This window comes from Rhizobium sp. Leaf321, from assembly GCF_001423215.1.
In the GTDB taxonomy this organism is placed as follows: Bacteria; Pseudomonadota; Alphaproteobacteria; order Rhizobiales; family Rhizobiaceae; genus Neorhizobium; species Neorhizobium soli.
Window position 1 is genome coordinate 1 of record NZ_LMOF01000007.1, and the last position, 19,689, is coordinate 19,689.

Annotated in this window: 14 protein-coding genes, 1 tRNA gene and 1 pseudogene; 14 read left to right on the forward strand and 2 right to left on the reverse strand. The window is 58.0% G+C overall.

Annotated features, from left to right (window positions below):
* Positions 1-171 precede the first annotated feature (171 nt).
* Positions 172-1,476, reverse strand: a complete 1,305-nt coding sequence (locus ASF70_RS12745) for a capsular biosynthesis protein (protein ID WP_062580261.1) — start codon at positions 1,474-1,476, stop codon at positions 172-174.
* Positions 1,477-1,685: 209 nt separating this feature from the next.
* Here ASF70_RS12745 and ASF70_RS12750 point away from each other — a divergent pair, with 209 nt between their 5' ends.
* From ASF70_RS12750 to rpoC, 10 genes are all read left to right on the forward strand, one after another.
* On the forward strand, positions 1,686-3,080 hold the full coding sequence (locus tag ASF70_RS12750) for a capsular biosynthesis protein (protein ID WP_062580263.1): 1,395 nt from the start codon (positions 1,686-1,688) through the stop codon (positions 3,078-3,080).
* Positions 3,081-3,188: 108 nt separating this feature from the next.
* Positions 3,189-3,264: transfer RNA gene (locus tag ASF70_RS12755), tRNA-Trp, on the forward strand.
* Positions 3,265-3,459: 195 nt separating this feature from the next.
* Positions 3,460-3,660, forward strand: coding sequence for a preprotein translocase subunit SecE (gene secE, locus ASF70_RS12760; protein WP_062453170.1), 201 nt, complete (start codon positions 3,460-3,462; stop codon positions 3,658-3,660).
* A 15-nt stretch (positions 3,661-3,675) separates the two neighbouring features.
* On the forward strand, positions 3,676-4,206 hold the full coding sequence (nusG, locus tag ASF70_RS12765; protein WP_062453169.1) for a transcription termination/antitermination protein NusG: 531 nt from the start codon (positions 3,676-3,678) through the stop codon (positions 4,204-4,206).
* A 174-nt stretch (positions 4,207-4,380) separates the two neighbouring features.
* Positions 4,381-4,812 carry a 50S ribosomal protein L11 gene (gene rplK / locus ASF70_RS12770; RefSeq protein WP_062453168.1) on the forward strand — a complete coding sequence of 144 codons (432 nt, stop codon included), beginning with the start codon at positions 4,381-4,383 and terminating at the stop codon, positions 4,810-4,812.
* Between the two features lies 1 nt (position 4,813).
* A complete protein-coding gene (gene rplA, locus ASF70_RS12775) occupies positions 4,814-5,512 on the forward strand; it encodes a 50S ribosomal protein L1 (RefSeq protein WP_062453167.1) in 699 nt (232 codons plus the stop codon).
* A gap of 337 nt (positions 5,513-5,849) precedes the next feature.
* Positions 5,850-6,368, forward strand: coding sequence for a 50S ribosomal protein L10 (gene rplJ, locus ASF70_RS12780; protein WP_062453166.1), 519 nt, complete (start codon positions 5,850-5,852; stop codon positions 6,366-6,368).
* Between the two features lie 55 nt (positions 6,369-6,423).
* The gene (gene rplL / locus ASF70_RS12785; protein WP_062453165.1) at positions 6,424-6,798 is read left to right on the forward strand and encodes a 50S ribosomal protein L7/L12; all 375 of its coding nucleotides are present in this window, start codon (positions 6,424-6,426) and stop codon (positions 6,796-6,798) included.
* A gap of 247 nt (positions 6,799-7,045) precedes the next feature.
* A complete protein-coding gene (gene rpoB, locus ASF70_RS12790; RefSeq protein WP_062454716.1) occupies positions 7,046-11,176 on the forward strand; it encodes a DNA-directed RNA polymerase subunit beta in 4,131 nt (1,376 codons plus the stop codon).
* 188 nt (positions 11,177-11,364) lie between these two features.
* A complete protein-coding gene (gene rpoC / locus ASF70_RS12795) occupies positions 11,365-15,573 on the forward strand; it encodes a DNA-directed RNA polymerase subunit beta' (protein WP_062580264.1) in 4,209 nt (1,402 codons plus the stop codon).
* 110 nt (positions 15,574-15,683) lie between these two features.
* On the opposite strand, the gene ASF70_RS12800 is transcribed toward rpoC, so the two are convergent.
* Complete coding sequence (locus ASF70_RS12800; RefSeq protein WP_062453163.1) at positions 15,684-15,977, reverse strand: hypothetical protein; 294 nt, start codon at positions 15,975-15,977, stop codon at positions 15,684-15,686.
* A gap of 499 nt (positions 15,978-16,476) precedes the next feature.
* On the opposite strand from ASF70_RS12800, the gene rpsL reads away from it, so the two are divergent.
* The 4 genes and pseudogenes from rpsL to ASF70_RS24625 form a co-directional block, all read left to right on the forward strand.
* Entirely contained in the window at positions 16,477-16,848 is a 372-nt protein-coding gene (gene rpsL, locus ASF70_RS12805) for a 30S ribosomal protein S12 (protein ID WP_042618537.1), read from the forward strand.
* Between the two features lie 81 nt (positions 16,849-16,929).
* Positions 16,930-17,400 (forward strand): 30S ribosomal protein S7, encoded by a 471-nt coding sequence (gene rpsG, locus ASF70_RS12810; protein ID WP_062580266.1) that lies wholly within the window; start codon positions 16,930-16,932, stop codon positions 17,398-17,400.
* Between the two features lie 33 nt (positions 17,401-17,433).
* On the forward strand, positions 17,434-19,533 hold the full coding sequence (fusA, locus tag ASF70_RS12815) for an elongation factor G (RefSeq protein ID WP_062453161.1): 2,100 nt from the start codon (positions 17,434-17,436) through the stop codon (positions 19,531-19,533).
* A 94-nt stretch (positions 19,534-19,627) separates the two neighbouring features.
* A pseudogene (locus ASF70_RS24625) lies at positions 19,628-19,689 on the forward strand (elongation factor Tu); the annotation flags it as partial.

Here is a 19,689-nt window from a genome sequence, read left to right on the forward strand (position 1 = left end):
TTCGCGATCCGCGAAGGCGGTCGTACCGTCGGCGCCGGCATCGTTGCCTCGATCATCGAGTAATCGATAGATCAACCACTTGAAAAAGGCCTCGCGGGAAACCGCGGGGCCTTTTTCGTTACAGCGTGTAGAAATCGGTCAGGAGACGTCCGCAGGAAGCGCGTACGCCGTTCAGCCAAAGAGTTCATTCATATAGCGGAACTGCGTGCTGCCGCGTGGCTTGGCCCAGCTCTTCGGCAGGCGTGGCGCAGGCTCCATCAGCCGTGCTGCAACATTCTCGGCGCCTGCTTCAATCGCGTCTCTCCCGATGAAGCCACCGCGGACCTGCGTCGTCGCGGCAAGCGCTCGCTGGAAGGCGTCGAACAGTTCCATGTCCGGCCGTCCCGGATTTGTCCAGAACTTCGCGAGTGGCCCTTGGAACGTCAGCCCGGGGATGTCGTAAACCGCAGCGCCCAGCGCAATTACCGGCTTTGCCATCGATAGCGCGGTCAGTCCGACGGTCGAGTTGACTGTGACGACGCCGGCCGCGCGGATGATAAGGTCGTCGGTGTCACCCCCATCCGCATAGAAGACACGGTCCGGTATTCCGTGGCGGTTCGAGGCGGCCCGGATGCGCTCGGGCCAGCGCGACAGTCCATTGTCGATCGGATGGACCTTGAACAGCAGGCGGTCGTTACTGCCTGCGTGCTTTGCGAAAGAAGCAATCACCGAATCGACGATGGCGAAGAGGTCGCCGCCGGGGGCGTGACGGATGATCTGGTAATCCCCAGGAAGCTGCAGCGGAAACAGGAAGACCCGAGGCAAGCGCTCGCCATCCGCGGTCTGGATCGGGGTGAGGGCGGCTGTGGTCGCGAGATCGGCGTTCCGTCGCCGGGATTTCATCCTGAGCGCCTTCCAGATCCAGCCGGCATATTCGCGAACCGGATGCACGGGCCCATGGGTCCGGTAGTGCGGATGAACGAGCCATCCCAAGAGAACATTGGGAACGTGATAGACAAGATCGTAGAGCGCGTAGGTCAAGAAGCTGGAGCGGTAACGTCCGACCCTGTCAATGGCCGGTGCGCTTTCCGCGATCATGCGGATACGCTCCGCATCCTGCGGGAAGCGAGAATGTGCCGACATGCCATCCGGCTCTATCGTCAGCCAGTCGGGCCGCAGATACCCGTGTTCGAGAATATGGACGTCAACGCCTCTGGCTGACGCAACGGCAGCCGCGCTGTGATGCGGCGCACGACCATCACCAAGCATGACGATATCGGTTACATTGTGATCGCTTATGTAGCGATCGAGATACACTGCCCAATGTTCAGGCTTTTCGCGAAACAGTTCGCTTTTGCGCGGCCACCAAAACGCCACATCACCTATGGATAGGTTGATCTTCGATACCTCCGCGCCTTTGTTTTCAATGGCTTCCGCGAGCTTCTTGAGAAACGGCGAGGCGGGTCCTTGAAGCAGCAGGAATCGGCGTTGATGCATGGCGACGTAACCTTGGGATATGCTTCGTGCGTAAAAGGCGCCATTGACGACGGTGGTGCCTTCGTGAAAGTACCGGAACTGTTTAACGGTAATTGTGTGAATTGGCATCCGTCTCACGTACGGGGAGCTGTGTATTACGTCGGGAGAACCCCGATCAGGCTAAACGACCCTCAATTTCATGATCCCGAATCAAGCGGTATTGGCTTCGAATGACAAAAGTCCTGTTTCTCCAAGGTCCACCGTCCGTGTTCTGGCGCGAGCTGGCGAACGCGTTCGAAGCGCAGGGGATCGGTACGAAGCGTGTGAACTTCTCGTTCGGAGACCAGGCCTACTGGCGAAAGTCCGGAGCGATCAACTATCGCGGAACGCTGAGGGCTTGGCCACGCTATCTGGCTGAACTCATCCGTCGCGAAGGCATCACCGACATTCTCTATTATGCCGACAGGCTGCCCTACCATCGCTTTGCCGGACGCGTTGCACGTCGGTTGGGCATTCAGTGTCATGCCGTCGAGTTCGGCTATCTTCGGCCGGACTGGATCACGCTCGAACGCAATGGCATGGGCCGCTTCTCGCACTTCCCCAACGATCCGAACGTGATTCGCAAGGTTGCCGAGCAGGTTCCCGAACCGGATCTCAAGGCGCGCTACGGCCACACGTTCGGACAGGAGGCGACAAACGAGGTCATCTATAATCTCCTGGCATATTTCGGCCGCCCGATGTTCCCGTTCTACCGCTCGGACAAGTACTACGATCCGCTGTTCGACTATCTGTCGTGGCTGCCGCGCATGTTCCGTTCGCGCCACGATCTGCCAGAGGGATTTTTCGACGGCGAAACCGGCAAGAATTACCTCCTGGCGCTGCAATTGCAGAGCGACTACCAGATCCGAGCAAACTCTCCTTATCGGCATCTCTCTCAGATGATCGATCAGGTCATCCACTCGTTCTCGAGACATGCTCCCGAAAGCGCGCGGTTGATCGTAAAGCAGCATCCGCTCGACAACGATCTCGAGGGCTGGCGCAAGATCGTGTCGAAGATTGCCGCCCGCTACCGCGTCTCGAACCGGGTCGTGTTTATCGAAAGAGGTGATCTCGGAGCGATCCTTCGCCATTCGCACGGGACGATCGTTGCCAACTCCACGACGGCGATGCACAGCCTGAGAGCCGGTCTTCCGACGATTGCGCTCGGTGCGGCAGTTTACGACATGCCCGGGTTGACCCATCAGGGCGGGATCGACTCGTTCTGGTCTAACCCCGAGCCGCTTGACGCGAACCTGCTGCGCGCCTTCATCAAGGCATTGGCCGGCACGGTACAGATCAAGGGCAATTTCTATCACGAAGAGGGCCGCGCGCTCGCGATCGAATCGATCATTACCCGCGTCCGCGACCGCACCGTCAACGAACCTGGTGCCTTCGTCGAAAAACCGCCGCGTCTGGCATGGCAACGGCTTCCTCTGCCAACAGAGAGGCGCGTGCCGGCGACCGGGACGGCGACGGGCGCCGTCGAGCTTTCAACGCGCGATCTTCTCCTAGGGAAGCCGGATCAAGTCTTGTCCCCGGTCTCGGCAATAGATCTCGGCGACAACGTCGGCGGCAAATTCAGATAGCCTGGCAAAGTTCGAAAAACACTCTTGCCAAGTCCGGCGCAGCGTCTTAAAGGGAGCGCCTAGCCGGTGACGGAGAGGATCTTGATGGTCCGTCAGTCTTCGGTTTGAAGGGGTATAGCTCAGTTGGTAGAGCGGCGGTCTCCAAAACCGCAGGTCGTCGGTTCAAGCCCGGCTGCCCCTGCCAGCCTTCGCACAACACATAGCTTGCGACTGTAATTGATAGGCGCTGAGCGGTTGTTGTCCAAAGTTGGGAATTTCATGTAGGCACCTTTTTCCTCTTGTTTAACGGGAAATGGGTGTTTATGTAGGGAACAACAGACACGCGGTGCGTGGGGCTGAACGATATCGGCTTTACGTGCCGTAATTGCGTGGGCAATCGATGGCATCCAAAACCAATCCGGCAACGTTCTTCAAGCAGGTTCGTTCCGAAGCGTCTAAAATCACTTGGCCATCCCGCCGTGAAACCACGATCTCGACGATCATGGTTCTGGTCATGGTCGTGGTTGCGGCGCTGTTTTTCTTCGCTGCGGACCAGCTTATTGGCTGGTTGCTCGGCTTCGTGCTGAACGTCAGCGTTTGATCCTGGAGTATTAAGATGGCGGCCCGCTGGTACATCGTCCACGCATATTCGAACTTTGAGAAAAAGGTCGCTGAGGACATCGAGAACAAGGCTCGCCAGAAGGGGCTTGAGCATTTGTTCGAACAGATCCTCGTTCCGACGGAAAAGGTTGTGGAAGTGCGTCGCGGCCGAAAGGTCGATAGCGAACGCAAGTTCTTCCCAGGCTACGTCATGGTTCGTGCGAACCTAACGGACGAAGCCTACCATCTGATCAAGAACACGCCGAAGGTTACCGGCTTCCTTGGTTCCGACAACAAGCCTGTTCCGATCCCTGACTCCGAAGCCGATCGTATCCTCGGTCAGGTTCAGGAAGGTGTCGAGCGGCCGAAGTCCTCGATCTCGTTCGAGGTTGGTGAACAGGTTCGTGTTTCCGATGGTCCGTTCGCGTCGTTCAACGGCGTTGTTCAGGATGTCGATGAAGAGCGTTCGCGCCTCAAGGTCGAAGTGTCGATCTTTGGCCGCGCCACTCCGGTGGAGCTCGAATACGCTCAGGTCGAGAAGGTCTGATTGTTTTTGAATATGGGCTGCCATTGAGTTGGCGGCCCTGTGCGGCGTTTGCCGCAACCCGCGTGGAAGGTGAGGGGTCTAGCCGGACCTCGATAAGCCGCACCACGCAACCGCAGCCGCCGGTCAATCCGGCATTTCGGACCAAGATATCGGTCCATAACGAAAGGCAGAGAAATGGCTAAGAAAGTAGCAGGCCAGCTCAAGCTTCAGGTCAAGGCAGGATCGGCTAACCCGTCCCCGCCAATCGGCCCGGCGCTTGGTCAGCGTGGCATCAACATCATGGAATTCTGCAAGGCGTTCAATGCCGCCACGCAGGAAATGGAAAAGGGTATGCCGATCCCGGTCGTCATCACCTACTACCAGGACAAGTCCTTCACCTTCGCGATGAAGCAGCCGCCGGTTACTTATTGGCTGAAGAAGGAAGCGAAGATCACTTCCGGTTCCAAGACCCCTGGCAAGGGTGGCAAGGCCGGTACCATCACCAAGGCTCAGGTCCGTGCGATCGCCGAAGGTAAGATGAAGGATCTCAACGCAGCCGACGTCGAAGGCGCAATGCTGATGGTTGAGGGCTCTGCCCGCTCCATGGGCCTGGAAGTGGTGGCTTAACATGGTAAAGCTCGCAAAGCGCATGAAGAAGATCCGCGAAGGCGTGGATCCGACAACGCTCATCGCTCTCACCGAAGCCATCTCGATGGTCAAGGAACGTGCGACGGCTAAGTTCGACGAAACCGTCGAAATCTCGATGAACCTCGGCGTTGACCCGCGTCACGCAGACCAGATGGTCCGCGGCGTTGTCAACCTGCCGAACGGCACCGGCCGTGACGTTCGCGTTGCTGTTTTCGCACGTGGCGCCAAGGCTGATGAAGCCAAGGCTGCTGGTGCAGACATTGTTGGCGCAGAAGACCTGCTGGAAATCGTTCAGGGCGGCAAGATCGACTTCGATCGTTGCATCGCAACTCCTGACATGATGCCGCTCGTCGGTCGTCTCGGTAAGGTTCTCGGCCCGCGTGGCATGATGCCGAACCCGAAGGTCGGTACTGTGACCATGGACGTTGCCGGAGCCGTCAAGGCTTCCAAGGGCGGCGCTGTCGAGTTCCGCGTCGAGAAGGCCGGTATCGTTCACGCCGGCATCGGCAAGGCTTCCTTCGATGCCAAGGCACTCGAAGAAAACATCCGTGCCTTTGCTGACGCCGTCATCAAGGCAAAGCCGGCTGGCGCCAAGGGCAACTACCTGAAGCGCGTCGCGATTTCGTCGACGATGGGCCCAGGCGTCAAGATCGAGCCTTCGTCGGTCACAGCCGCTTAATGAATTGCCGGAGCCCCAGGGCTCCGGCTGCATGAATTCCCTCTCCCTTCGGGGAGCGGGAATTTCCGGAGAAATCCGGAATTCCTGTCCGAGATTGCAGGTGGTTTTCCCTTAATCACTTGGCCTGCATGAGACGGGTAAGAACGCAGATTTTCGGCGCTCCGGCGTTGTCAATTCGGTTCGAGCCTTGTGTGCCTTAAGCCTGAAGCCTTCGTGGCGACAGAGCGGGGGGACAGGATCCTCAACCGCCACGGACGGTCCGTCAAACGATCGTTCGAGGCAAAGGCAAACCCGGTAGGGCCTGCAGGATTGCGGTCCTATCAACTGGAGACAGACAGTGGAAAGAGCGGAAAAACGCGAATTCGTCACGGAGCTGAATGAAGTCTTCAAGGCTTCTGGTTCAGTTGTCGTGGCCCACTATGCTGGTGTCACAGTTGCGCAGATGAACGACTTCCGTTCAAAAATGCGTGCTGCTGGCGGCACCGTCAAAGTCGCGAAGAACCGCCTGGCCAAGATCGCTCTTCAGGGTACGGAAGCAGAAGGGATCTCCGATCTCTTCACCGGTCAGACACTCATTGCCTACAGCAATGACCCGATCACTGCTCCCAAAGTCGTCGTGGATTTCGCCAAGACCAACGACAAGATCGTTGTCCTCGGTGGAGCCATGGGAACAACCACGCTCAACGCAGAAGCAGTCAAGTCGCTTGCGACCCTGCCTTCGCTGGACGAGCTTCGTGGCAAGCTGCTGGGCCTCTTGAACGCCCCGGCTACCCGCATTGCAACGGTTGTATCCGCACCAGCAGCTCAGCTTGCTCGCGTGTTTGCGGCTTACTCAAAGAAGGACGAAGCCGCGTAAGGCGGTTTTTCGCTGTTCAAAACCAAGTTCGAACCGAATATAAGGAACTGATAAAATGGCTGATCTCGCAAAGATCGTTGAAGACCTGTCCGCCCTGACCGTTCTGGAAGCTGCTGAGCTTTCCAAGATGCTCGAAGAAAAGTGGGGCGTTTCGGCTGCTGCTCCTGTCGCAGCTGCTGCTGCTGGCGGCGGTGCTGCTGCTGTCGTTGAAGAAGAAAAGACCGAATTCGACGTTATCCTCGTTGAAGCCGGCGCTAACAAGATCAACGTCATCAAGGAAGTCCGCGCAATCACAGGTCTCGGCCTGAAGGAAGCTAAGGACCTCGTCGAAGGCGCTCCTAAGGCTGTCAAGGAAGCCGTTTCCAAGGCTGAAGCTGCAGACCTCAAGAAGAAGCTTGAAGACGCAGGCGCCAAGGTCGACGTCAAGTAATATCGGAATACGGTGGGGGAGATCAGTCTCCCCCGCTTTCTTCCTCCGAAACTATTACCCAGGGATCGTGAAAACGGCCCCTGGGTAATGGGTTCTCAAGAGGATGGTCCTGAACCGAACCGAGAAGGCAATCCGGCCTTTCGCTTTCGGGAAGTAGGACGAGTTTGAGAATACCATGTTCGACGGGATCGACTGGCCAGCGAACCCCGTCCGTTGCAGGCCCGGATGCAATTTTGAAGGAGCGACGATGGCTCAGACCCTTTCATTTAACGGTCGCAGGCGCGTACGCAAGTTTTTTGGGAAAATCCCCGAAGTCACAGAAATGCCGAACCTTATCGAGGTTCAGAAGGCGTCTTACGATCAGTTTCTGATGGTTGAAGAGCCGAAGGGTGGTCGTCCGGACGAAGGTTTGAACTCCGTGTTCAGGTCTGTCTTCCCGATCAGCGATTTCTCCGGCGCTTCCATGCTCGAATTCGTGTCCTACGAATTCGAACCGCCGAAGTTCGACGTCGAAGAATGCCGTCAGCGCGATCTGACCTACGCAGCGCCTCTCAAGGTGACGCTGCGTCTCATCGTGTTTGATATCGACGAGGATACGGGCGCGAAGTCCATCAAGGACATCAAGGAACAGTCCGTCTACATGGGCGACATGCCGCTCATGACCGACAACGGCACGTTCATCGTGAACGGTACCGAACGCGTCATCGTGTCTCAGATGCACCGTTCGCCAGGCGTGTTCTTCGACCACGACAAGGGCAAGAGCCACTCGTCCGGCAAGCTGCTTTTCGCTGCTCGCGTCATTCCGTATCGCGGTTCCTGGCTCGACATCGAATTCGACGCCAAGGATATCGTCTACGCGCGTATCGACCGTCGCCGCAAGATCCCCGTCTCGTCGCTGCTGATGGCACTCGGCATGGACGGCGAAGAAATCCTGTCGACGTTCTATACGAAGTCCAACTATGTTCGCGACGGCGAAGGCTGGCGCATTCCGTTCAACGCCGAAACCCTCAAGGGTGCCAAGGCGCTTTCGGAAATGGTTGACGCCGATACGGGCGAAGTCGTTGTGGAATCCGGCAAGAAGCTGACCCCGCGTCTGCTTCGTTCGCTGACCGAGAAGGGCCTCAAGGCCATCAAGGCAACGAATGACGACCTCTACGGCAACTATCTGGCCGAAGACATCGTCAACTACTCGACGGGTGAGATCTATCTCGAAGCCGGCGACGAAATCGACGAGAAGACCCTCAAGGTCATCCTCGACCACGGTTTCGACGAGATCCCGGTTCTCGGCATCGACCACATCAATGTTGGCGCCTACATCCGCAACACGCTGGCCGCAGACAAGAACGAGCATCGTCAGGATGCACTGTTCGACATCTACCGCGTCATGCGTCCGGGCGAGCCGCCGACGATGGACTCGGCCGAAGCCATGTTCAATTCGCTGTTCTTCGATTCGGAGCGTTACGATCTCTCCGCCGTCGGCCGCGTGAAAATGAACATGCGTCTCGACGTCGACGCTCCAGACACGATGCGCGTTCTGCGCAAGGACGATATCCTGGCCGTGGTCCGGATGCTCGTCGAACTGCGTGACGGCAAGGGCGAAATCGACGACATCGACAACCTCGGCAACCGCCGTGTTCGTTCCGTCGGCGAACTGATGGAAAATCAGTACCGTCTCGGTCTGCTCCGCATGGAGCGCGCCATCAAGGAACGCATGTCGTCGATCGAGATCGACACCGTCATGCCGCAGGACCTGATCAATGCGAAGCCGGCTGCTGCCGCGGTTCGCGAATTCTTCGGTTCCTCGCAGCTGTCGCAGTTCATGGACCAGGTGAACCCGCTTTCGGAAATCACCCACAAGCGTCGTCTTTCGGCACTTGGCCCGGGTGGTTTGACCCGCGAGCGCGCAGGCTTCGAAGTCCGCGACGTTCATCCGACCCACTACGGCCGTATTTGCCCGATCGAAACGCCGGAAGGCCCGAACATCGGTCTGATCAACTCGCTTGCAACCTTTGCCCGCGTTAACAAGTACGGCTTCATCGAAAGCCCGTACCGCAAGATCATCGATGGCAAGGTCACGAAGGACGTCGTCTATCTCTCCGCTATGGAAGAGGCGAAGTACTACGTTGCGCAGGCGAACTCGGAACTCACCTCCGAAGGCACCTTCGTTGAAGAGTTCGTGGTCTGCCGCCATTCCGGCGAAGTCATGCTGTCCCCGCGCGACACCGTCAACCTGATGGACGTTTCGCCAAAGCAGCTCGTCTCCGTCGCAGCGGCTCTGATCCCGTTCCTCGAAAACGACGACGCCAACCGCGCCCTCATGGGTTCCAACATGCAGCGTCAGGCGGTTCCGTTGGTTCGCGCCGAAGCGCCGTTCGTCGGCACCGGCATGGAGCCTGTGGTTGCGCGTGACTCCGGCGCGGCGATTGCTGCCCGCCGTAGCGGTGTTGTGGACCAGGTGGATGCGACCCGTATCGTTATCCGTGCAACGGAAGACCTCGAATCCGGCAAGTCCGGCGTCGATATCTACCGCCTGCAGAAGTTCCAGCGCTCCAACCAGAACACCTGCGTCAACCAGCGGCCGCTGGTCGCCGTCGGCGATATTCTGAACAAGGGCGACATCATCGCTGACGGTCCTTCGACCGACCTCGGTGACCTGGCTCTTGGCCGCAACGCGCTCGTCGCGTTCATGCCTTGGAACGGCTACAACTACGAAGACTCGATCCTCATGTCCGAGCGCATCGTGTCTGACGACGTGTTTACCTCCATCCACATCGAAGAATTCGAAGTGATGGCGCGTGACACGAAGCTTGGTCCTGAAGAAATCACGCGCGACATTCCGAACGTATCGGAAGAAGCGCTGAAGAACCTCGACGAAGCCGGCATCGTCTATATCGGCGCCGAAGTTCAGCCGGGCGACATCCTTGTCGGCAAGATCACACCGAAGGGCGAAAGCCCGATGACGCCTGAAGAAAAGCTTCTTCGCGCCATCTTCGGTGAAAAGGCTTCCGACGTTCGCGACACGTCCATGCGCATGCCTCCGGGCACGTTCGGGACCGTCGTCGAAGTTCGCGTCTTCAACCGTCACGGCGTCGAAAAGGACGAACGTGCGATGGCGATCGAACGCGAGGAAATTGAACGCCTCGCCAAGGACCGCGACGACGAACAAGCGATCCTCGACCGTAACGTCTACGGCCGTCTGATCGAGATGCTCCGTGGTCAGGCGTCTGTCGCCGGTCCGAAGGGCTTCAAGAAGGGCGTCGAGCTCTCCAACGCCGTCGTCTCCGAATATCCCCGCTCCCAGTGGTGGATGTTCGCGGTCGAAGACGAAAAGGTCCAGGGCGAGATCGAAGCACTGCGTGGTCAGTACGACGAGTCGAAGTCGCTGCTCGAGCATCGCTTCATGGACAAGGTCGAAAAGGTCCAGCGCGGCGACGAAATGCCTCCGGGCGTCATGAAGATGGTCAAGGTCTTTGTCGCTGTGAAGCGCAAGATCCAGCCGGGCGACAAGATGGCCGGCCGTCACGGTAACAAGGGCGTTGTTTCGCGTATCGTGCCTGTCGAAGACATGCCGTTCCTCGAAGACGGTACCCACGTCGACATCTGCTTGAACCCGCTGGGCGTGCCTTCGCGCATGAACGTCGGTCAGATCCTCGAAACCCACCTTGCCTGGGCTTGCGCCGGCATGGGTAAGAAGATCGGCGAGCTCCTCGACGAATACCGCAAGACCATGGACATCGGCGAGCTGAAGACAGTTCTGACCGACGTGTATGCCAGTGAGGCCAAGAACGAAGTCGTCGACTTCGACGATGATTCGCTGGTCAGACTTGCCGAACAGTCCCGCAAGGGCGTCTCCATCGCAACGCCGGTTTTCGACGGTGCGCATGAACCAGACGTTGCTTCGATGCTGAAGAAGGCCGGTCTGCACGAAAGCGGTCAGTCGACCCTGTACGACGGTCGTACCGGTGAAGCCTTCGACCGTCAGGTGACTGTCGGCTACATGTACATGATCAAGCTGAACCACCTTGTGGACGACAAGATCCACGCGCGTTCGATTGGTCCGTACTCGCTCGTCACCCAGCAGCCGCTCGGTGGTAAGGCTCAGTTCGGTGGTCAGCGCTTCGGGGAAATGGAAGTCTGGGCTCTGGAAGCTTACGGCGCTGCCTACACCCTGCAGGAAATGCTGACGGTGAAGTCGGACGACGTGGCAGGTCGTACCAAGGTCTACGAGGCGATCGTCCGAGGCGACGACACGTTCGAGGCAGGCATTCCGGAGAGCTTCAACGTTCTCGTCAAGGAAATGCGCTCGCTGGGTCTGTCGGTCGAACTGGAAAATTCCAAGCTCGATACGGCTGACGCACTGCCCGACGCGGCTGAATAAAATTTGACAAGGGGCGTGCGGGGGCAACCGCGCACGCCATTCCCTCCGCCGGTGGAGTTTGCATCGGGTGAGGGGAGTTTTGCCGCATTCTGCGGTTATTGTCATTTATGGATCGAGGATCGGCATCCCGGGAATTTGCCGGTACCGCGACCCGACTGAGGGCGTTACGCCCCATCAAGGAGACAGGCATGAACCAAGAGGTCATGAACCTTTTCAACCCGACAGTGCCCGCACAGCACTTCGATTCGATCCGGATCTCGATTGCGAGCCCGGAAAAGATCCTGTCGTGGTCCTACGGCGAGATCAAGAAGCCGGAAACGATCAACTATCGTACGTTCAAGCCTGAACGCGATGGTCTTTTCTGCGCGCGCATTTTCGGACCTATCAAGGACTACGAATGCCTGTGCGGCAAGTACAAGCGCATGAAGTACAAGGGCATCATCTGCGAAAAGTGCGGCGTTGAAGTCACGCTGTCGCGCGTTCGCCGCGAGCGCATGGGCCATATCGAACTTGCTGCGCCTGTTGCCCACATCTGGTTCCTGAAGTCGTTGCCTTCGCGTATCTCGACACTGCTCGACATGACGCTGAAGGATGTCGAACGCGTTCTCTACTTCGAGAACTACATCGTAACCGAGCCTGGCCTGACGTCGCTGAAGGAAAATCAGCTTCTGTCGGAAGAGGAATACATGATCGCCATCGACGAGTTCGGTGAAGATCAGTTCACGGCGATGATCGGTGCTGAAGCCATCTACGAGATGCTGGCGTCGATGAACCTCGAAAAGATCGCCGGCGACCTTCGCACGGACCTTGCTGAGACCACCTCGGATCTCAAGCAGAAGAAGCTGATGAAGCGCCTGAAGATCGTCGAGAACTTCATGGAATCCGGCAACCGCCCGGAATGGATGATCATGAAGGTCGTTCCGGTCATCCCGCCGGATCTGCGCCCGCTGGTTCCGCTCGATGGCGGCCGTTTTGCGACGTCCGACCTTAACGATCTGTACCGCCGCGTCATCAACCGTAACAACCGTCTGAAGCGCCTGATCGAACTGCGCGCTCCCGGCATCATCATCCGCAACGAAAAGCGCATGCTGCAGGAATCTGTGGACGCGCTGTTCGACAACGGCCGTCGTGGCCGCGTCATCACCGGTGCCAACAAGCGTCCGCTGAAGTCGCTGTCCGACATGCTCAAGGGCAAGCAGGGCCGCTTCCGCCAGAACCTCCTCGGCAAGCGCGTCGACTATTCCGGTCGTTCGGTCATCGTGACCGGTCCGGAACTGAAGCTGCACCAGTGCGGCCTGCCGAAGAAGATGGCGCTCGAGCTGTTCAAGCCGTTCATCTACGCCCGTCTCGACGCCAAGGGTTATTCCTCGACCGTCAAGCAGGCGAAGAAGCTGGTTGAAAAGGAAAAGCCAGAAGTTTGGGATATCCTCGACGAGGTCATCCGCGAGCATCCGGTTCTTCTGAACCGCGCACCGACGCTGCACCGTCTGGGCATCCAGGCTTTCGAACCGATCCTGGTTGAAGGCAAGGCGATCCAGCTGCATCCGCTCGTCTGCACGGCCTTCAACGCCGACTTCGACGGTGACCAGATGGCTGTTCACGTGCCGCTCTCGCTGGAAGCCCAGCTTGAAGCCCGCGTGCTCATGATGTCGACGAACAACATTCTGCACCCGGCAAACGGCGCGCCGATCATCGTTCCTTCACAGGACATGGTTCTCGGCCTGTACTACCTGTCGATCCTCAATCAGAACGAGCCGGGCGAAGGCATGGTCTTCTCGGACATGGGCGAACTGCACCATGCTCTGGAAAACAAGGTCGTCACCCTGCACGCCAAGATTCGCGGTCGTTTCAAGACGGTCGACGAGGACGGCAAGCCGGTTTCCAAGATCTATGAAACGACACCTGGTCGTATGATCATCGGCGAACTTCTGCCGAAGAACTTCAAGGTGCCGTACGAGACCTGCAACCAGGAAATGACCAAGAAGAACATCTCCAAGATGATCGACACGGTCTACCGTCACTGCGGTCAGAAGGACACGGTCATTTTCTGCGACCGTATCATGCAGCTCGGCTTCACCCACGCGTGCAAGGCTGGCATTTCGTTCGGTAAGGACGACATGATCATCCCGGACTCGAAGGTGAAGATCGTCGGTGATACCGAAGCCCTCGTGAAGGAATACGAACAGCAGTACAACGACGGCCTGATCACTCAGGGCGAGAAGTACAACAAGGTCGTAGACGCCTGGGGCAAGGCCACCGAGAAGGTCGCCGAAGACATGATGGCCCGCATTAAGGCTGTCGAATTCGACGCAGAGACCGGTCGCCAGAAGCCGATGAACGCGATCTACATGATGTCCCACTCCGGCGCCCGTGGTTCACCGAACCAGATGCGTCAGCTGGGCGGCATGCGCGGCCTGATGGCGAAGCCGTCGGGTGAGATTATCGAGACCCCGATCATCTCGAACTTCAAAGAAGGCCTGACCGTTAACGAGTACTTCAACTCGACCCACGGTGCCCGTAAGGGCCTCGCAGACACCGCCTTGAAGACGGCGAACTCCGGTTACCTGACCCGTCGTCTCGTCGACGTGGCCCAGGACTGCATCGTCAACATGGTCGATTGCGGCACCGAGAGCGGTCTCACCATGACCGCCATCGTTGACGCCGGTCAGGTCGTTGCGTCCATTGGTACCCGCGTTCTCGGTCGTACGGCCCTCGACGACATCGATCATCCGGTCACGGGTGAGCGCATCGTCGATGCTGGTCGCATGATCCTTGAGCCCGATGTCATCGAGATCGAAAAGGCTGGCATTCAGTCGATCCGTATCCGCTCTGCACTGACCTGCGAAGTTCAGACAGGCGTATGCTCGATCTGCTACGGCCGTGACCTTGCGCGCGGTACCCCGGTCAACATGGGTGAGGCTGTCGGCGTTATCGCTGCTCAGTCGATCGGTGAGCCTGGTACCCAGCTGACCATGCGTACGTTCCACTTGGGCGGTACGGCAAACGTGGTCGACTCGTCGTTCCTGGAAGCGTCCTATGAGGGCACGATCCTCATCAAGAACCGCAACATGCTGCGGAACTCGGAAAACGTTCTCGTCGCAATGGGCCGCAACATGTCGGTTACCATTCTCGACGAGCGTGGTGTCGAGCGTTCCTCGCAGCGCGTTGCTTACGGTTCGAAGCTGCATGTCGATGACGGCGACAAGGTTCGTCGTGGTCAGCGTCTTGCAGAATGGGACCCCTACACACGTCCGATGATGACGGAAGTGGCCGGTACGGTGTTCTTCGAGGACATGGTCGACTCGATTTCGGTCTCGGAATCGACCGACGAATCCACGGGTATCACCAAGCGTCAGGTTATCGACTGGCGTTCGACCCCGCGCGGTATCGATCTGAAGCCTGCAATCGTCATCAAGGACGCTTCGGGTGCGATCATGAAGCTGTCGCGTGGCGGTGACGCCCGCTTCAACCTCAACGTCGATGCCATCCTGTCCGTAGAACCGGGCAGCAAGGTATCGCAGGGCGATGTTCTGGCGCGTATCCCGATGGAAAGCGCCAAGACCAAGGACATCACCGGTGGTCTGCCACGCGTTGCCGAACTGTTCGAAGCTCGTCGTCCGAAGGACCACGCCATCATCGCTGAGATCGATGGTACGATCCGCCTCGGCCGCGACTACAAGAACAAGCGTCGCGTCCAGATCGAGCCTGCCGAAGACGGTGTCGAAGCAGTCGAATACCTGATCCCGAAGGGCAAGCCCTTCCACCTTCAGGAAGGCGACTACATCGAAAAGGGCGACTACATCCTCGACGGCAATCCTGCGCCGCACGACATCCTGGCGATCAAGGGCGTGGAAGCACTCGCTTCCTACCTGGTCAACGAAATCCAGGAAGTCTACCGTCTGCAGGGCGTTGTGATCAACGACAAGCACATCGAAGTGATTGTTCGTCAGATGCTTCAGAAGGTCGAGATCACCGATAGCGGCGACAGCCAGTATATCGTCGGTGACAATGTCGACCGGATCGAACTTGACGATGCCAACGACCGTCTCATCGAGGAAGGCAAGAAGCCTGCCTTCGGCGACCCGGTACTCCTCGGCATCACCAAGGCATCGCTGCAGACGCCGTCCTTCATCTCGGCTGCATCCTTCCAGGAAACCACCAAGGTTCTCACGGAAGCTGCAATCGCCGGCAAGACGGATACGCTGCAGGGTCTGAAGGAAAACGTCATCGTCGGCCGTCTCATCCCGGCTGGTACTGGCGGCACCATGACGCAGATCCGCCGCATCGCCACTTCGCGCGACGACCTCATCCTCGAGGAACGCAAGAAGGGCTCAGGCGCTGGCTCGGCTACGCCGATGCTGCAGAACATGAACCCGGAAAAGACTCCGGCCGAATAAGGCTGCGAGGGTAGGGCGCCCGGAAACGGGCGCTCTCTTTTCAGGAACGCACGACAAAAAAACGCCCGGAGCGATCCGGGCGTTTTCTTTTATCTAAATTCAGAAACAGGTTAGTCGAAGCGGATGATCGCGACTTCGCCTTCGAGCGCACCCTGATAGGCGGATGCATGCGGCTCTTCCGGCGGCTCGTCGGTCAGGACGCCGATCTGATCGAGGTCGGCCTCCAGGAAGCCTTCTTCGGTCAGCGCGTTCAGCGCCTCGCGTACGGCGGAGTCATCGTCGGGTGCGCGCAGAATGACATGCATCTCGATGCCTTCGCCGCCCTTGGTCTCGTAAGCCTTGCCGATAATGATGAAAATCATCGGGTCATCGAGCGTGTTGTCGTTATCGGCGGGGTTTGCCATGTGCAATCTCCAGGTAAAGGGGCTGACGCTTCATTGTCATCAAGAGGCAAGAGCGAGGAATGTTCCAAAACCTCCTTTATTGCCATATTCAGTGATTCCCAAACGGAAATGCCGGGGTCGAACTTTAATGTTTTGGGGCGGCTTTTCAGGCGATCGAAAACCCCGGTAAACAAGGCTTTCCGCCATTATTTTCGGGCCAGCTCTTGACGCAGAAGGGTTAAGTCAGTAAACGCCGCGGCATCGGACACCATGTGAGACATGTGCGTCTGGAGAGTCTTTCTCCGGAGTTCGCCTCAAACAGGTTTCCAAAAAACGCACGTTGACTACAAGAATGCTGCACGCACGACGCGTTTTCAATGCGTCCTCTGCCTTATGTGGTCCATCCGGATACGGATCGGGCCACGTTTCGTGCATGAGGAGATGTGTGTGTCGCCGCCGGAAACGGCATCCGAATGGTCCCGAAAGGGGCTTGAAAGAAGATTTTGCAAGGGATGGGTATATGCCTACCGTAAACCAGCTGATCCGTAAGCCACGCCAGGCACAGGTAAAGCGCAACAAGGTTCCTGCTCTGCAGGAAAACCCGCAGAAGCGCGGCGTTTGCACCCGCGTTTATACGACGACCCCGAAGAAGCCTAACTCGGCTCTGCGTAAGGTTGCCAAGATTCGCCTCACCAATGGCTTCGAAGTCATCGGCTACATTCCGGGTGAAGGTCACAACCTGCAGGAACACTCTGTCGTCATGATCCGTGGCGGCCGCGTAAAGGACTTGCCAGGCGTTCGTTACCACGTCATCCGCGGCGTTCTCGACACCCAGGGCGTCAAGAACCGTAAGCAGCGCCGTTCGAAGTATGGTGCGAAGCGTCCGAAGTAATCCTTCGGATTTCCAATTTTCCGGCGCTGCGCGAGGTTCTCCGCGTGATAAAGCGTCTAAACCGTTTGAGAGACGAGTAATATGTCCCGACGCCATAGTGCAGAAAAGCGTGAGATCAATCCGGACCCTAAGTTCGGCGATTTGATCGTCACCAAGTTCATGAATGCCATCATGCTTCACGGCAAGAAGTCTGTCGCCGAAAGCATTGTCTACGGTGCGTTTGACTCCGTGCAGGGCAAGGCCAAGTCCGATCCGCTCGGCATCTTCCACACAGCCCTCGACAACGTCGCTCCGCACGTCGAAGTCCGTTCGCGTCGCGTTGGTGGTGCAACCTACCAGGTCCCGGTCGACGTTCGCCCGGAGCGCCGTCAGGCTCTCGCCATCCGCTGGCTGATTGCTGCTGCCCGCAAGCGTAACGAAACCACCATGATCGATCGCCTCTCGGGCGAACTCATGGATGCTTCGAACAACCGTGGCAGCGCCGTCAAGAAGCGTGAAGACACCCACAAGATGGCGGACGCAAACCGCGCATTCTCGCATTACCGTTGGTAATCTTCACCCGATCGAGTTTCGAAAGGCAGTCCTATGGCTCGCGAATATAAAATCGAAGACTACCGCAACTTTGGTATCATGGCGCATATCGACGCCGGCAAGACCACGACCACAGAGCGGATTCTTTACTACACGGGCAAGTCGCACAAGATCGGCGAAGTTCATGATGGCGCAGCCACCATGGACTGGATGGAGCAGGAGCAGGAGCGTGGGATCACCATCACCTCCGCTGCGACCACGACCTTCTGGAAGGGCCGTGACGGCAAGATGCGCCGCTTCAACATCATCGACACTCCCGGCCACGTCGACTTCACCATTGAAGTCGAACGTTCGCTGCGCGTGCTCGACGGTGCGATCGCTCTTCTCGACGCAAACGCCGGCGTAGAGCCGCAGACGGAAACCGTCTGGCGTCAGGCCGAGAAGTACCATGTCCCGCGGATGATCTTCTGCAACAAGATGGACAAGACCGGCGCTGACTTCTACCGCTCGGTAGAAATGATCAAAACCCGTCTCGGTGCCATCGCTGTTGTCATGCAGCTCCCGATCGGTGCAGAAACCGAGTTCAAGGGCGTCATCGATCTGATCGAGATGAATGCCCTGATCTGGCGCGACGAGTCGCTCGGCGCTGCCTGGGACGTCGTCGAGATTCCTGACGACATGAAGGAAAAGGCTGCCGAATACCGCGAGAAGATGATCGAACAGGTCGTCGATATCGATGAAGAAGCCATGGAAAACTACTTGAACGGCATCATGCCGGACAATGACAAGATCCGTGCGCTGGTTCGTCGTGGTACCATCGACGTCAAGTTCCATCCGATGTTCTGCGGCACGGCCTTCAAGAACAAGGGCGTTCAGCCTTTGCTCGACGCCGTTGTCGAATATCTGCCTTCGCCGCTCGACATCCCGTCCATCAATGGTATCGACGTCAAGACCGAAGCCGAAATCGCCCGTCATCCGTCGGATGATGAGCCGCTTTCGATGCTTGCGTTCAAGATCATGAACGACCCCTTCGTTGGTTCGCTCACCTTCGCCCGTATCTATTCCGGCAAGCTCACCAAGGGCACGGCCGTCATGAACACGGTCAAGGAAAAGCGCGAGCGCGTCGGCCGCATGCTGCAGATGCATTCCAACTCCCGTGAAGACATCGAAGAAGCCTTTGCAGGCGACATCGTTGCTCTCGCAGGTCTCAAGGAAACCACGACCGGCGACACCCTGTGTGATCCGCTGCACCCGGTTATCCTCGAGCGCATGGAATTCCCTGAGCCGGTCATCCAGATCGCGATCGAACCGAAGACCAAGGGCGACCAGGAAAAGATGGGCCTCGCGCTCAACCGCCTGGCTGCTGAAGATCCTTCGTTCCGCGTCAAGACGGATGAAGAGTCTGGTCAGACGATCATCGCCGGCATGGGCGAACTGCATCTCGACATCCTCGTCGACCGCATGCGCCGTGAATTCAAGGTAGAAGCTACTGTCGGCGCGCCGCAGGTTGCCTACCGCGAAACCATCACACGCACGCACGAAGAAGATTACACGCACAAGAAGCAGTCCGGTGGTACCGGTCAGTTCGCGCGCGTCAAGATCGTCTTCGAACCGAACCCGGATGGCGACGAATTCAAGTTCGAATCCAAGATCGTTGGTGGTTCCATTCCGAAGGAATACATCCCCGGCGTTCAGAAGGGTATCGAAAGCGTTCTGTCTTCGGGTCCGCTCGCGGGCTTCCCGATGCTCGGCGTCAAGGCAACCCTGATGGATGGCGCCTTCCACGACGTCGACTCCTCGGTCCTCGCGTTCGAAATCGCATCGCGTGCTTGCTTCCGTGAAGCGGCAAAGAAGGCTGGCGCACAGCTTCTCGAGCCGATGATGAAGGTCGAAGTTGTGACCCCGGAAGATTACGTCGGTGACGTGATCGGCGACTTGAACTCCCGTCGCGGCCAGATCCAGGGCCAGGAACAGCGCGGCATCGCGATCGTTATCAACGCTCACGTGCCACTCGCGAACATGTTCAAGTACGTCGACAACCTGCGCTCCATGTCGCAGGGCCGTGCACAGTATTCGATGACCTTCGATCACTACGCACCGGTTCCGTCGAACGTCGCGACCGAAATCCAGGCTAAGTATTCCGGTCAGAAGTAATCGGAATACCGATCCAAAATACGCCTCGGCCTCGTGCCGGGGCGACAACAAGAATTGGAGCCCTTGAGGGCTCACGCAAAATGGAGAGCCGGAAATGGCAAAGAGCAAGTTTGAGCGCAATAAGCCTCACGTCAACATTGGCACGATCGGTCACGT